Annotated in this window: 13 protein-coding genes; 3 read left to right on the top strand and 10 right to left on the bottom strand. The window is 74.3% G+C overall.

The window, feature by feature from the left end; genetic code table 11:
* Positions 1–3: 3 nt before the first annotated feature.
* From ABZ406_RS07945 to ABZ406_RS07910, 8 genes are read right to left on the bottom strand one after another with little or no spacing between them, the layout of a single operon-like run.
* Positions 4–987: a DNA topoisomerase IB gene (locus ABZ406_RS07945; RefSeq protein ID WP_357757040.1), complete on the bottom strand. Its 984-nt coding sequence runs from the start codon at positions 985–987 to the stop codon at positions 4–6.
* Complete coding sequence (locus ABZ406_RS07940) at positions 971–1,924, bottom strand: glycosyltransferase family 9 protein (protein WP_357757038.1); 954 nt, start codon at positions 1,922–1,924, stop codon at positions 971–973. The genes ABZ406_RS07945 and ABZ406_RS07940 overlap by 17 nt, the downstream gene beginning before the upstream one ends.
* Positions 1,921–2,622, bottom strand: a complete 702-nt coding sequence (locus tag ABZ406_RS07935) for an SDR family oxidoreductase (RefSeq protein ID WP_357757035.1) — start codon at positions 2,620–2,622, stop codon at positions 1,921–1,923. Before ABZ406_RS07935 ends, ABZ406_RS07940 begins: the two co-directional genes overlap by 4 nt.
* Positions 2,619–4,058: a PfkB family carbohydrate kinase gene (locus tag ABZ406_RS07930; RefSeq protein WP_357757032.1), complete on the bottom strand. Its 1,440-nt coding sequence runs from the start codon at positions 4,056–4,058 to the stop codon at positions 2,619–2,621. Before ABZ406_RS07930 ends, ABZ406_RS07935 begins: the two co-directional genes overlap by 4 nt.
* A gap of 16 nt (positions 4,059–4,074) precedes the next feature.
* A complete protein-coding gene (locus ABZ406_RS07925; RefSeq protein ID WP_357757293.1) occupies positions 4,075–4,767 on the bottom strand; it encodes an SIS domain-containing protein in 693 nt (230 codons plus the stop codon).
* Entirely contained in the window at positions 4,764–5,978 is a 1,215-nt protein-coding gene (locus ABZ406_RS07920; RefSeq protein ID WP_357757029.1) for a glycosyltransferase, read from the bottom strand. The genes ABZ406_RS07925 and ABZ406_RS07920 overlap by 4 nt, the downstream gene beginning before the upstream one ends.
* Complete coding sequence (locus ABZ406_RS07915; RefSeq protein WP_357757026.1) at positions 5,963–6,937, bottom strand: glycosyltransferase; 975 nt, start codon at positions 6,935–6,937, stop codon at positions 5,963–5,965. The genes ABZ406_RS07920 and ABZ406_RS07915 overlap by 16 nt, the downstream gene beginning before the upstream one ends.
* Entirely contained in the window at positions 6,934–8,610 is a 1,677-nt protein-coding gene (locus ABZ406_RS07910; protein WP_357757023.1) for an HAD-IIIA family hydrolase, read from the bottom strand. Before ABZ406_RS07910 ends, ABZ406_RS07915 begins: the two co-directional genes overlap by 4 nt.
* Positions 8,611–8,774: 164 nt before the next feature.
* Between ABZ406_RS07910 and ABZ406_RS07905 the strand changes: the two genes are divergently transcribed.
* Together ABZ406_RS07905 and ABZ406_RS07900 are read left to right on the top strand one after the other, a co-directional pair.
* The gene (locus ABZ406_RS07905) at positions 8,775–9,212 is read left to right on the top strand and encodes an SRPBCC family protein (RefSeq protein WP_357757021.1); all 438 of its coding nucleotides are present in this window, start codon (positions 8,775–8,777) and stop codon (positions 9,210–9,212) included.
* 145 nt (positions 9,213–9,357) lie between these two features.
* Complete coding sequence (locus ABZ406_RS07900) at positions 9,358–10,125, top strand: polyprenol monophosphomannose synthase (protein WP_357757018.1); 768 nt, start codon at positions 9,358–9,360, stop codon at positions 10,123–10,125.
* A 195-nt stretch (positions 10,126–10,320) separates the two neighbouring features.
* On the opposite strand, the gene ABZ406_RS07895 is transcribed toward ABZ406_RS07900, so the two are convergent.
* Positions 10,321–11,928, bottom strand: coding sequence for an NAD(P)/FAD-dependent oxidoreductase (locus ABZ406_RS07895; RefSeq protein ID WP_357757015.1), 1,608 nt, complete (start codon positions 11,926–11,928; stop codon positions 10,321–10,323).
* Positions 11,929–12,000: 72 nt separating this feature from the next.
* Between ABZ406_RS07895 and ABZ406_RS07890 the strand changes: the two genes are divergently transcribed.
* Entirely contained in the window at positions 12,001–13,434 is a 1,434-nt protein-coding gene (locus ABZ406_RS07890; RefSeq protein ID WP_357757012.1) for an aldehyde dehydrogenase family protein, read from the top strand.
* Positions 13,435–13,507: 73 nt separating this feature from the next.
* On the opposite strand, the gene ABZ406_RS07885 is transcribed toward ABZ406_RS07890, so the two are convergent.
* Positions 13,508–13,909: a ChaB family protein gene (locus ABZ406_RS07885; protein ID WP_357757010.1), complete on the bottom strand. Its 402-nt coding sequence runs from the start codon at positions 13,907–13,909 to the stop codon at positions 13,508–13,510.
* Positions 13,910–13,948 lie beyond the last annotated feature (39 nt).

The raw sequence follows: 13,948 nt of genomic DNA, 5'->3' as shown, positions 1-13,948 counted from the left end.
CGGTCAGGCGCCTTCGAGGAGCTTCAGCACGACCTGCTCCGCCTCCTCCCGAGGGGCCTGCGGATCCACCGACGCCACCACCCCGTCGTGGTAGAGGTCGACCACGCGAGGATCCACGTACGACGCTCGGGCCACCGTCGGCGTGTTGCCCAGCAGCTCCGCCACCTCCCGCATGACAGCTACCACCGCCTTGCGGCGCGCGGTCATCGAACGGGCCGGAGCGGCGGTGGCCAGTTCGGTGGCCGCGAGGACTGTGGCGTGCCAGGTGCGGAAGTCCTTGGCGGTCATCTCCCCACCGCTGGCGTCCCGCAGGTAGCCGTTCACCTCGTCGCTGCGCACGTCACGCCACTCGCGACCGTCCCAGTAGCCGAACAGCCGCTCCGCCTGCCGCCGACGACGGCGCAGATTCACCAGCACCTGGCACAGCTCCGGGTCCTCGATCCGGCGTACCTGCTCGATGCCTCCCTTGGCGGGAAACACGAACACCACACAGCCGCGCCGGGACCGGGCATGCTCGGGGCGCAGGGTGGACACCCCGTACGTCGGGTCGTCGCCGTTCGCGTACTGGTCGCTGCCGACCCGGAACATCCCCATGTCCAGCAGCCGGGCCACCGTCGCCAGCACCCGGTCCCGGCCCAGTCCACTGCCGTCCAGGTCGCGCCCCACCCGTTCGCGCAGCGTCGGTAGCCGTCGGGCCACCTCCAGCATGTGGTCGAACTTCGCCTCGTCCTGCTTCTCCCGCCAGCGCGGGTGATAGATGTACTGCTTCCGCCCGGCCGCGTCGATCCCGATCGCCTGGATGTGCCCGTTGGCGTGTGGCGCGATCCAGACGTTCTGCCAGGCCGGAGGGATGACCAGCTCCCGCATCCGGGCCAGGACGTCCGGGTCCCGCACCGGGGCCCCGGACGGGTCGACGAAGAGCCAGCCCCGTCCACGCCGGCGCCGTCCGTACCCCGGTCGACCCGGGTCGCTACGCCGCAACCGCACCGGAGACCCGCACCACCCTCTCCACCTCAGCCACTGCGGCAAGTACCTCGTCGAGGCACAGAGCCGCCATCGTCGGGTGGCTTCCTACCCCGTCCCACCTGGGCCAATCCCCCTCACCTGCCCAGAGCACCCGGTGCCGGGGCCGGTCCGGTGGTGGCCCCCAGTGCGCCGGTGGCACCGGTCCGAAGAGGACCACCGACGGGGTCGCGTACCCGGTGGCCAGGTGGGCGACGCCGGTGTCTCCGCTGACCACCAACCGGGCGTCGGCGACCAGCGCGGCGAGCGCGCCGAGGTCGGTCCGGCCGGCCAGCACGGCGTCCGGGGTCAGGCCCGCCGCGTCGGCCACCCGGGCCGCCAGTGCCCGCTCGTCGGCCGAGCCGGTGAGCAGCACCCGGTGCCCCTGGTCGGTGAGCGCACGGGCCAGCCCGGCAAACCGCTCGGCCGGCCACCGCTTGGCGGGGATCTTGCTGCCCGGGTGCAGCACCGTCACACCACCGGGCAGCCCCGTCGACGCGGGCCGACGCAGGCCGAGGTCGGCGCGGTCGGCCGGGATGTCGAACCAGGACAGCAGCCGGCACCACCGGTCCACCTCGTGCTCGTCGACGGCCCAGCGCGGGCCGTCGACGACGCCGGCCTCCGGGTTGGCGAAGGCGAGCAGCCGGCCCGGCCGGGTGGCCGCCAGCAACAGGTGCGACTGCGGGCCGCGCCCGTGCAGGTTCACCGCGACGCGCGGCGGCGGCCCGACCCGCAGCGGCCGGTCCAGCCCGGCGGTGTCCACCAGCCGATCGACGCCACCGACCAGGTCGACGAGCGGGGCAAGCCAGGCGGGTGCGGCGAGCACCAGCTCCTGAGAGGGGTACGCGGCCCGCAGCGCCCGCAGCGCGGGCACCGCTGTCACCAGGTCGCCGACACCCAGGGCGCGCAGCACGAGGATCACGGGTACGACGTCTCCTGCTCGGCGCAGACCACCATCTCGCGTACCGCGCAGCCGGGCGGCTGGTGGAGCGCGAACATGATCGCGGCGGCGGTGTCGGCGGGATCGTTGAGGATCGCGTCCGGCCCCGGCTTGTACTGCGGGTCGCGTTCGTCGAAGAACGAGGTGCGCATCCCTCCCGGGATGAGCAGGGTCACGCCCACCTGGCCGGCCAGCTCGGCAGCGAGGGCGCGGGTGAAGCCCACCACGCCGAATTTCGCCGCGCAGTACGCGGTGGCGTCACTGACCGCCTTGACGCCCAGCGTGGAGGCGACAGTGACGATGCGACCCCGGGAGGTGAGCAGGAACGGCAGCGCGGCCCGGATCACCGCCGCCGTCGCCAGCAGGTCGACGGCGACGATCCGGTCCCAGGTCTTCCCCGGCACGTCGGCGAGTCGGCCCGGTACGTCGGTGCCGGCGGCGGTGACCACCGCGTCCAGGCCACCGGCCTGCTCGGCGAGGTGCTGGGTGGCCACCTCGGCGGCCCGCGTGTCGGCCAGGTCGCACTCGGTCCAGGACACCCCGTCGACGGGCGGCTGCCGGTCCAGCACGAGTGGTCGACCACCGGACGCCGCGACCGCGGCGACCACCGCGGCGCCGAGTCCGCTGGAGCCGCCGGTGACCAGGACGGTGGGCCCGACACCGGGCTGCGTGGCGGTCATCGGGTCCGCTCCGCGAGGGTGCGGACGATCAGGTCGGTGGTGGAGCGACCATCCAGGTAGGGCACCACCACGGTGTTGCCACCCCAGCGGCGCAGGACCTCCGCCTCCGGCAGGGTGGCGCTCGCGTCCCCACCGCCGGTGGCGTAGTCGCCGCCCTTGACCCAGACGTCGGGGCGTACCCAGGACAGGGCCGCCTCCGGGGTCGGCTCGTCGAAGACGAGCACCGCGTCGACGCAACTCAGGGCGGCCAGCAGCCGGCTGCGATCGCCTTCGGACTGCACCGGCCGATCCGGCCCCTTCAAACCGGCCACGCTGACGTCCGAGTTGAGGCAGACGATCAGGCAGTCGCCGAGCTGCCGGGCCGCCTCCAGGGTGGCCACGTGTCCGGCGTGCAGTAGGTCGAAGCAACCACCGGTCGCCACCACGGTGCCCCCCGCGGCCCGTACCTCACCCAGGAGCGCGGCGACGGCGGGGACCCCCACCCGGTCGGCCATCGCACCGCCGGGTGTCCGGAAACGCGCCTGCGGCGTGTTTCCCGCCCGTGCCGGTGGCAGCGCCGTCGCCACTCCCCCATTCGCGACGTACGCGGACGCCTCGGCCACCGCTGCCTGCACCGCCTCGGAGACCAGCGCGCCCTCGGCCAGCGCGAGGCTGGCCGCCGCCGCGAACCTGTCGCCGGCCCCGCAGGTGTCCCCCTCGGCGCTCCCCGGCCCCGCCACCACGAGCGGCGTCGAGCCGGCGTGGCAGAGCAGCGCGCCGTCACCGCCGAGCGTCACCGCCACCGCGCCCGCTCGCCAGCGCCGCCGCAGCCCCTGGGCGCCGCGGGACGCGGTGGCCAGTCGGGAGGCGCCGGGCAGCGCCGGGACCAACTCGCGCACCTCCGACTCGTTCGGGGTGGCTAGGTGTACGCCGGGAACCGCCGCCGGGCCACGCGGATGTGGATCCCACACCACCGGCGCGCGGGTGGCGGCCAGCGCGTCGCGCAGCGCGGGCTGGCGGGCCACTCCCCGGCCGTAATCGCTGACCAGCACCGCCGACGCCGCGGCGATCACCCGGAGCACCTCGTCGGAGGGCTGTCCCGGTTCCCCGGAGGTCCCGCCCCGGTCGTGGCGCAGCAGCACCCGCCCCCGTGCCCGCAGTCGGATCTTCTCCGGCGTCGCTCCGGAGAGGGCAAGCGGGAACACCTGCACGCCGGCGGCGGCGAGCAGGGCGCTCAGCCGAGCCCCGCCGGCATCGTCGGCGAGCGCTGTCACCAACACCACGTCGGCGCCCTGCGCGGCGGCGAACACGGCCGCCAGCCCGGCGCCCCCGGGTCGGTCGGTGGCCACCGTCTCGTCGAGCACCGGCACCGGGGAATCCGGGCAGAGCCGGTTGACCACACCTTCCACGTCCCGGTCGAGCAGGGTGTCCCCGAGCACCACCAACGGTCCCCTCACGCTTGCCTCCCCATCCTCACGCGTCGACCTGCTGTCCGGCGCCGCCGTCGAGCACCACCTCGACCCCGGTGCGCACCGGAGCCGGCGTCCCCGACGCGGCGTGGACGACCACCGGATCGGCGACTGCCGCCAGCGCGGCGGGCAACTCCTGTTCGAGGTACTCGCAGAGCAGATGACTTGTCACCAGGTGCAGCTCCTGCACGACCTGGGTGTCCGGGGACGCGACGGCAAGCACGTCGTCGCAGGCGTCGGCGAGCGGATTGGGGGCGGTGCCGGTCAACGCCCAGGTGGTCACCCCGATGTCGCGGGCGGCCTGCGCGGCGACAACCAGGTTGTGGCTGGTCCCGCTCGTGCTCAGCAGCAGCAGGACGTCGCCCGGCCGGCCGTGGGCGCGCACCTGGCGGGCGTACACGTCGGCGTAGCCGTAGTCGTTGGCGATGGCGGTGAGCGCGCTCGTCTCGGCGTGCAGCGCGATCGCGGACAGCGGCTGGCGGTCGTCGTGCAGCTTGCCGACCAGCTCGGCGGTGAGGTGCTGGGCCTCGGCGGCGCTGCCGCCGTTGCCGGCGACCAGCAGGCGACCTCCGGCGGCCAGCCGGTGCGCCAGGTCCGCGCCCCAGCGCGCCAACTGTCGCTCACACCGCCGGTACGGCACCAGCGCCGCCGCGAGGTTCGTCAGGTGGGTGTCGAGCAGGCTGCCCGTCGGCATCAGGCCACCACCCGGGTCGGCCGGCGCACTGCCGCCACCTCGCTGTACACCTCGACCAGCCGCTCGGCGGTTGCCGCCCAGGAGTACCGCGACCGGGCCCGCTCACGGGCCGCCGTCGCGTACGCGAAGCGCCTGATCCGGTCGTCGAGCAACCCCGTGATGGCGGTGGCCAACGCGTGCGGGTCCCGGGCCGGCACGAGATCACCTGTCGTCCCGTCGACGACGGTGTCCCGGATGCCACCCACCGCCGTGCCGACGACGGCCACCCCACACGCCATCGCCTCCAGCGGGGTCAACCCGAACGGCTCGTACCAGGGCGCCGCGACCAGCAGGTCCGCGGACCGGTACCAGCGGCCCATCTCCTCCCGGGGCACCGCGCCGACAAGGTGCACCCGGTCGGCCACCCCGCACGACTCGGCGAGGGCCCGCAGCCGGCGGGCGTACGGGTCGGTCTCCAACAGCCCCTCGGGTGGGCCGCCCACGACCACGCACTCGGCGTCCGGGACCAGCGCCATCGCGCGGATCACGGTCTGGAAGCCCTTGCGCTCGACCAGTCGACCCACCGTGAGGATCCGGGCCCGTCCCGGTTCCCGGTCGGCGGCCGGTCCGAGCGGGGCGAAGGTGCCGAGGTTGACCCCGGAGGGCACCACCGTCATCCGGGACCGGGGCACCCCCATCCGGACCAGCTCGCCCACCTCGTCGCGGCACTGCGCGACGATCCGGTCCACCGAGCGGCCCAACTCCCGTTCGTAGGAGACCCGGCGGGCCGGGCTGGTGTCCTGCACACCCTGGTAGCGGCGCTTCACAGTGCCCAACGCGTGGTACGTCTGCACCACCGGCACGCCGGTCTGCCGGCCGGCGGTCAGCCCGGCCAGACCACTCATCCAGAAGTGCGCATGGATCACCTCGGGCACCCAGTCGCCGCGCCAACGCTCGACCAGCCAGGCGCTGAACTCCCGCATGTGTGGCAGCAGCGCGTCCTTGGCCACCGGCTCGGCCGGGCCGGCCGGCACGTGCACCACGTCGTACCCGTCCGGGCTGCGGACTGTCACCGGCAGGTCGGGCGCGTCCCGGCGGGTGTAGACCCGCACCTCGTGCCCGGCGGCGGCGAGCGCGGCGGACAGCTCCGCGACGTGCGTGTTCTGGCCGCCGGCGTCCTCCCCTCCGAGGACGGCGAGCGGGCTGGCGTGCTCCGAGATCATCGCGATCCGCATACTTCCTCCTCCAGCAGCCGGTCCCAGTCAGCGAGGAAACGGTCGAGGCCGTACCTGTCGCGTGCGGCGGTCCGCGCCGCCGCTCCGGCCTGCCGCGCGGTGGCCGGTTCGGCGATGAACCGGCGGGCGGCGTCGAGCAGGGTGTCGGTCCGGGTGGCGAGCGCCCCCGCCTCCGGGGGAACCGCCATCACCGCCTCGGTCGTGGCGAGCGCGACGACGGGCATGCCGATCGCCATCGCCTCGATGAGGCTGAGCCCGAGGGAGGTCCACCGGCACAGGTGCAGGTACGCCCGCCGCCGGGCCAGTTCGGCGTGCATCCGGTCCTGGGGCACGTCGTCGTGGCTGGTGAGTCGTTCGGCGGGCAGCCCGAGGTGGTCGGCCAGACCGGCGACACCCATGCCGAACACGTCCAGTGGCGCGATCTCGGCGAACTGGGCCAGCAGGTCGGTGCCGGTGACCCGACCCCGCCGTACCGGCTCGTTGATCACCACAGCGAGTCGGTCCAGTTCGCCGGTGTACGACGCGGAGGGGGCGACGATCCCGTGGTCGACCACTGTGGTGCGGGTGGCACCGGCGTCCCAGAAGATCTGGTTGAACCCGGTGACGTGGGCGATGAGCAGGTCATCGCGGTCGGCCATCGGGTGGCGGGTGTTGGGCACGTCGCCCTTGGGGGTGTTGTGCTCGACGTAGATCGCGGGGACGTCGCGGCCGGGGCGGCGGCGAAGCCACTCCTCGGCCCGGTCGATCTCCTCGGGCCGTTGCAGGATGACCACGTCGACGTCGGCGTCCGGCAGCTCCTCCGGGCTGACCTCGACCGCGCTGTCCGGCCACTGGTAGGTGCGGGCCCGGCCGAGGCCGTAGGGGCCACGGTCGGGTGTGGTGGGAATCAGGTAGCGGTGGCTGCCGCGCACGAACGACGTGGTCCAGGAGCCGTGCACGTGCCAGAGCAGGATGTTCATCGGCTGCCACCACCGCTGACGGCGAGTGTCCGGAGCGCGTCGACCACCTCGTCCGGGTCGACTCCGCTGAGACACGGATGCCCGGGGACCGGGCAGGTGGCCGCCCTGGTGTCCCGGCACGGCGCGGCGGCGTCACCGAGCCGGACGGTGGGCACCCGGTAGGGCCCCCACTGACCGAACGGGACGGTGGGCGCGAAGAGACTCACCACCGGCACTCCGGCGGCGGCCGCCAGGTGCGCGGGCCCGGTGTTGCCGACCACCACCGCGCGGGCGTCCGCGACGATCGCCGCCAGCCCGGCCAGGTCGGTACGGCCGCCCAGGTCGGTGCCGCCGGCCGCGGCGACCCGGGCGGTGACGGCTCGCTCGTCCGGGCCGCCGGTGACGAGCACCCGGTGCCCGGCATCGGTGAGCGCCCCGACGATCCGGGCCGCCGCCTCGGGCGGGCAGGCCCGGCTCGACGCGTCCGAGCCGGGGTGCAGCACCACGTACCCCGGATCTCCGAGGTCGGCCGGGCGCGGCGGCACGGCATCCCGGCGGAGCCGCAGGACGGGTTCGTCGCCGTCGGGCAGCCGGTGGCCGGCAGCGGCGGCCAGCGAGAGGGCCCGTTCGGGTTCGGGGACGCCGACCGGCACCCGGTGCCGGATGTCCAGCAGCGAGCCCGGATAGTCGTCGCTTATCGCCGCGATCCGGTCGATCCCCGCCATCCGCAACAGCAGCGCCAGCGGCAGGGCGGACTGGTGGAACGAGGTGAACACCACCGCCTGGTCCGCGCCCACAGCGCCCAGCCGCGCGGTCAGGCTGCTCATCGCCGCCCCGTCGAGCGGGCCCGGTGTCGGGTCGATCCACGGCAGCGGATGCTCGATGATCTCGTCGACGCCGGGCAACAAATCGGCGGCGGCCCGCCCACGCGGACCGCACAACAGCACCACCCGCTCCGCCCCGGCCGCGACGGCGCGGATCGCCGGGCCAGTGACCAGCACGTCACCGGCCGAATCCGAGCGGACCACCAGCGCCGTCCGGACCGGGGCGCCGGGCGGGGTCGAGGGCTGCACTGCCTGTTGTCGGCGCAGGATCTCCGCCACCGCCGCCGGCAGGTCGGTGGCCACCCACCCGGCGGCGGCGACCTCCTCCGGCCGGGTCACCGGGGTGGGCACCAGCACCCCCGCCGCCCCGGCGGCGAGCGCGGCGCCGACGTCCCGGCCGATGTCGCCCACCAGCACGCACCGGGACGCGGTAGTGCCCAGCTCACGGGCGGCGGCGTACACCAGACCGGGCGCCGGCTTGCGGCAGTCACAGCCGTCGGCGTCGTCGTGCGGGCAGACCAGCCAGGCGTCGAACCGACCCAGCAACTCCTCGATTCGGGCGTGCACCGCCCGCATCTGCGCACCGGTGAAGTAACCCCGGGCCAGGCCCGACTGGTTCGTGACGACCGCCAGCCGCAGCCCGGCCGCGCGCAGACGGTCCAACGCCGCCCGCGCGCCCGGCACCGGCCGCACCTTCTCCGGGTCGCCGTTGTACGGCACGTCCTCGATCAGGGTGCCGTCACGGTCCAGCAGCACCGCGTCGTAGAGCACCCGTCGAGGGCTTGCGACAGACCCGGAACCGGCGCGGTCAGCAGCGGCGTACAGCTGGGCTGACCTGCGCTGATACGGATCCTCCTGGTCCTGTCGCACAGCCGGCGGGTTCCCTGCGCCCCGCTGAGTAAACGTCGTCGTCGGAGCGGTGGGCCAGCGCCGCCAGCGATGCCCCGCGTCGGCCTTACCCGCCGTCGCGGAGAAGCTAACCCGGTCGGTCGTTAGCCGGTGCCGTGCCCGGGTATGGGACTCAGGTGGCGATTGTGGAGAAAGTGATCGAAGCTCCCCCGCAGCAGGTGTTCGACGTGCTGGCGGACGGTTGGACCTACAGCGACTGGGTGGTCGGCACGGCGCACATGCGGAACGTGGACGACGCCTGGCCCCGGGTGGGCAGCCAACTGCACCACAAGGCCGGGCCCTGGCCGCTCTCCCTGCAGGACGCCTCGACGGTGCTCGTCTGCGAACCGCCGCACCGGCTCGTGCTCAAGGCCGGGCTCTGGCCGGCGGGCGAGGCGATCGTGGCGTTCACCCTGCAACCGGTGGGTGAGAGCGCCACCCGGGTGCGGATCGGGGAGGACTTCGCCGCCGGCCCGCTGCGATGGGCGCACAACAAGATCAACGATCTGGTGCTGCACCTGCGAAACCGGGAGACGCTGGACCGGCTCGCCGACATCGCCGTCCGGCGGAAGGGGGACTCGTGACCCGGACCGTGACCAGGGATTCGACGCCCGGACACGGTGGGCGGCGAGGGCCCGCAACGCCCGGTAGGGGTGCCTCCCTCGGACCGAATGCGGCAACTGGATACCCTTTTGCGTGACCCTTGTCCGCAAACCGAGGATGACCGACATGATCAAGCCGGTGGAGTTGCCGTCACCGTGGCGGGACGCACGCCTGACCGTCGTCGTGCCCACGTACAACGAGGCGGGCAACCTCCCGGCGCTTGTCGAGCGCCTGCTCGCGCTGCCGCTGCCGGGGCTGCGCATCCTCGTCGCCGACGACAACTCTCCCGACGGCACCGGCGAGGTGGCGGACAAGCTGGCCATCGAGCACCCCGACCGGATCGAGGTCGTGCACCGCGCCGGCAAGGAGGGCCTCGGCCGGGCGTATGTGGACGGGATGAGCCGGGCGATCGAGGGCGGCGCCGAGTACGTGGCGCAGATGGACGCCGACCTGTCGCACCCGCCGGAGGCGCTGCCGGGAATGCTTGGCGCGCTGCTCTCCACCCAGGCCAGCGTGGTGATCGGTTCCCGGTACGTGCCCGGCGGCGAGCTGGACGAGAACTGGCCGCTCTACCGTCGGGCGCTCAGTGGCTGGGCCAACCTCTACGTGCACACACTGCTGCGGGTACGCATCCGGGACCTCACCGCCGGCTTCAAGATCTGGCGGGCCGACGCCCTGCGCGACATCGACCTCGAGCGGGTGCAGTCCAACGGCTACAGCTTCCAGGTGGAGATGCACTACCTCGCCACCAAGCTGGGGCACACCATCCTGGAGGTCCCGATCCGCTTCGAGGAGCGGCGCGACGGCATCTCCAAGATGACCACCGCGACAAAGGTGGAGAGCGCGCTCATGCCGTTCCGCCTGCGCAGCAAGCACCGCAACATCACCCGCTGAACCAACCTCAACCCCAACCCGGCCCGGCCCGGCCCGGCCCGGCCGATCATGGAGTTGTGGTGCCCGGTTAGCACCCGGGCGCGTGCTTTGTCACCCACCACAACTCCATGATCGACGCGGTGGGGCGCGGTGAGCCCGGGCGCGGTAAGCCCGGGCGCGGTGAGCCCGGGCGCGGTGAGCCCGGGCCGTGAGGTTTCAGTCGGGGTAGATGGCCCGGTGGGCCGTGGCGATGGCGGCGGCGTAGGCGCGGCCGGTGAGCGCGCGGTCACGGGCCAGCGCCGCGCGGGCCGCGTTCGCACCTGGTGCGCCGTGCACGCCGCCGCCGGGGTGCGCCGACGCGCTGGCCAGGAAGAGCCGGTCCACCGGGGTGTCCGCCCGGCCCAGGCCGGGGATCGGGCGCAGGAAGAGCTGCTGGTACGCGGCGGCGGTCCCGCCGCCGAGCGCCCCACCGACCAGGCTCGGGTTGCCCTTCTCCAGGTCGGCCGGCCCGGCCACGTGTCGGCCCACGATCAACTGCCGGAAACCCGGGGCCGCCGCCTCCAGCACCTCCTCCATCCGCTGCACGTGCCCGGCGATCTCCTCGGCCCGCCAGTTGCGTCGGAACGGCAGATGGGTGTACGACCAGAGCGACTCGGTGCCCGGCGGTGAGTGGCTCGGGTCCGCCACCGACATCTGCCCGACCAGTAGGAACGGGTCGCGGGGCAGCTCGCCACGGGCCAGCTCGCTGGCGTAGTGGGTGAGCCCGTTCAGGTCCGCGCCGAGGTGCACGGTGCCGGCGCCGGCCACCTGCCTGTTGGTCCACGGGACCGGCGCGGAGAGCGCCCAGTCCACCTTCAGCGTGGAGCCGTCCCACCGAAAGTGCGCCAGGTCCTCGACCAGCCGGGGCGGGAGTGCGGCCGCGCCGACCAGGTCGAGGTAGAGCGCCGGCGCCGGGACATCGGCGAGCACTGCCCGCCGGGCCCGCCACAGTGCGCCGCCGACGGTCCGCACGCCCATCGCCCGGCCCCGGGCGGTGAGCACCCGCTCGGCCCGGGCACCGTAGACGATGGTGCCGCCGCGCCCCTGGAGCCGGTCCACGAGGGCGTCGGTGATGCGCTGCGCCCCGCCGTCGGGCACCGGCCAGCCGACCTGCTGGCCGAGCATGGCCAGCAGCCAGCCGTACACCCCGGAGCCGGCCTCCTCCGGGGAGAGGTCGGTGTGCAGGGCGCAGCCGGCCAGCAGGGCCGGCCCGCCGGGACCGTCGAAGAGTTCGTCGCCGAGTTTCCGGACCGGTACGACGAGCCGGCGCGCGAGTCGCAGCGCGCCGGCGACGCGCAGTCGACGTAGCAGACCCACCCCGCCGCGGACCGGCGGGAACGGCGAGGTGATCGCCTCCAGCATCGGCTCGGCCACGTCGAGCCAGTCGGTGTACGCGTTGAGCCAGCGTTTGCCGTCCCCGGGGGCGAACTGCTCCAGCGACGCGGCGGTGACGTCCGGGTCCCGATTGATCACGGCGGCCCGGCCGTCCGGCAGCAGGTGCGCCAACACGTCGGGCGAGTGCCGCCAGGACAGCCCGTGCCGACCGAGGTCGAGGCCGCCCAGCACCGGCGAGGCGTACCCGAGGGGGTAGAACGAGCTGTAGAGGTCGCTCAGGTAGCCGGGCGCGGTGACCTCGGCGGAGCGGACCGCGCCGCCCGGCACGGCCGTCGCCTCCAGCACCACCACGTCCCAGCCGGCGTCCGCCAGCAGGTTGGCCGCGACGAGACCGTTGTGGCCGGCCCCGACGACGACGGCGTCGGCGCTCTGCGCGGCGGTGGTTGTCATCGGATCCGCCTACCCGGCGCGCAACCGGGCGAAACGCGTTTGGCTCGCCGGGGCCGGGGCATCCAGCGCCGCATGTACACGGTTGCGCAGCTGGTGGGCGGGGTGTGGGGTGCGGGCGGTGACGGCGGCGAACTGGTCGTGCACGATCCGGCGGACGACACGCCGGTGAGCACGGTGCCGGTGGCCACTGCCGACGAGGTGGGCAAGGCGACCCAGGCGGCCCGCAACGCGGTGCCCCAGTGGGCGGCGACCGCGCCGGCGGAACGGGCGGCGGCGCTGCACCGGGCCGCGGACGCGGTGGAGGCGGTCGTCGAGGAGTTGGCGGCGGCGGTCACCGCGGAGATGGGCAAGCCCCTCGCGGACGCGCGCGGCGGCGTCGAGGCGGGGATCGGCACCCTGCGACAGTACGCGGAGCTGGCCCCGCTGCGGGGCGGGCGCTCGCTCAACGGTCAGGCCGACGCGCTGGATTTTATGACCCCGCAGCCCCGAGGGGTAGTCGCGGCGATCACCCCGTGGAACGACCCGGTCGCGGTCTCCTGTGGACTGCTCGGCGCGGCACTGGTGACCGGGAACGTGGTGCTCTACAAGCCGAGCGAACGGACACCGGCGACGGGTTGGCTACTGGCCCGGGCACTGGACCAGGCGCTGCCGGCCGGGGTGTTGTCGTTGCTCACCGGCGGCCCGGAGGTCGGTGCGGCGCTGGCGGCGCAGGAGGTCGACGTGGTGGCGCACGTGGGTGCCACCGCGACCGGGCGGGCGATCGCCGCGGCGGCGGCCCGCACCGGCGCGAAAGTGCTCCTGGAGAACGGGGGCAGTGACCCGTTGATCGTGGACGCGGGCGTCGACCCGGAGTGGGCGGCGGAGCAGGCCGCGCTCGGCGCGTTCGCCAACGCCGGGCAGATCTGCGTGGCGGTGGAGCGGCTCTACGTGCACCGGGAGGTGGCCGACGAGTTCGTGGCCGCTCTGGTCCGCCGCGCCGCGGCGCTGCGGCTCGGGCCGGGCCGGGACCCCGGCACCGAACTGGGCCCGCTCGTCGACCGGCGACACCGGGACCACGTGCACGGGCAGGTGGCGGCAGCGGTGGCGGATGGCGCCCGGGTGCGGGTGGGCGGCGAGGTGCCCGACGGGCCGGGGGCGTTCTACCCGGCCACTGTCGTCACCGACTGCCGTCACGACATGCCGCTGGTCCGGGAGGAGACGTTCGGGCCGGTCGCCCCGGTGGTGGTCGTCGACTCGTTCGACGAGGCGCTGCGCTGCGCGGCGGACTCCCCGTACGGGCTGGCCGCCACTGTGTTGACGCCGTCGATGAGTCACGCGCAGCGGGCCTGGCGGGAACTGCCGGTGGGCACTGTGAAGGTCAACGCGGTGTTCGGGGGCGCGCCGGGGGGTGCCGCGCATCCGCGTCGGGCCAGCGGGCAGGGCTTCGGGTACGGCCCGGAGCTGCTGGACGAGTTCACCGCCACGAAGGCGGTGCACATCGAGGCGCCGGGCGGCGGGCACTGGTGAGACCGCACGGGCGGACGCAGGGGTGGAGCGCCCGCCCGTACCGCGTCGGTGGTGGTGGTGCGGTGCGGCGGCGTCAATCGCCGCGGGCCCTGCGGGTGGCGCGGTCGTTGGCCTTCTCGATGGCGGTGACCAGCTCCGGTTTGGTCATGCTGGACCGGCCGGGCACGTCGAGTCTGCGGGCCACCGACATCAGGTGATCCTTTGTGGCGTTGGCGTCCACGCCGCCCGCCGTGGGGGCGCGTCGTTCCGGCCCGCCACCGGCGGCCTGCTGGTCGCTGGGGCCCTTGCGGCCCTTCGGCTCCCAGTGGTCGCCCACCTTCTCGAACTGGTGCTTCACGGCGGCGAAGGCGGTGCGATGCGACCGTTCCCCCTCGCCGTACGTCTCGACCGCCGAGTCGTGCGTCTTCTCCCAGGTGCGCTGCGCCTTCTCCGGGGAGCGCCGCAGCGTGCTGGGCAGGTCCTCGCGCCCGGGCATCTCGTCCTCCTCCGTGTGGACAGGGTGTCGGTAACCGTT

This window comes from Micromonospora sp. NPDC005710, from assembly GCF_040630995.1.
GTDB lineage: Bacteria > Actinomycetota > Actinomycetes > Mycobacteriales > Micromonosporaceae > Micromonospora.
Note: the sequence above shows the minus strand (reverse complement) of the source record. Positions and strands in the feature narration are given on the sequence as shown.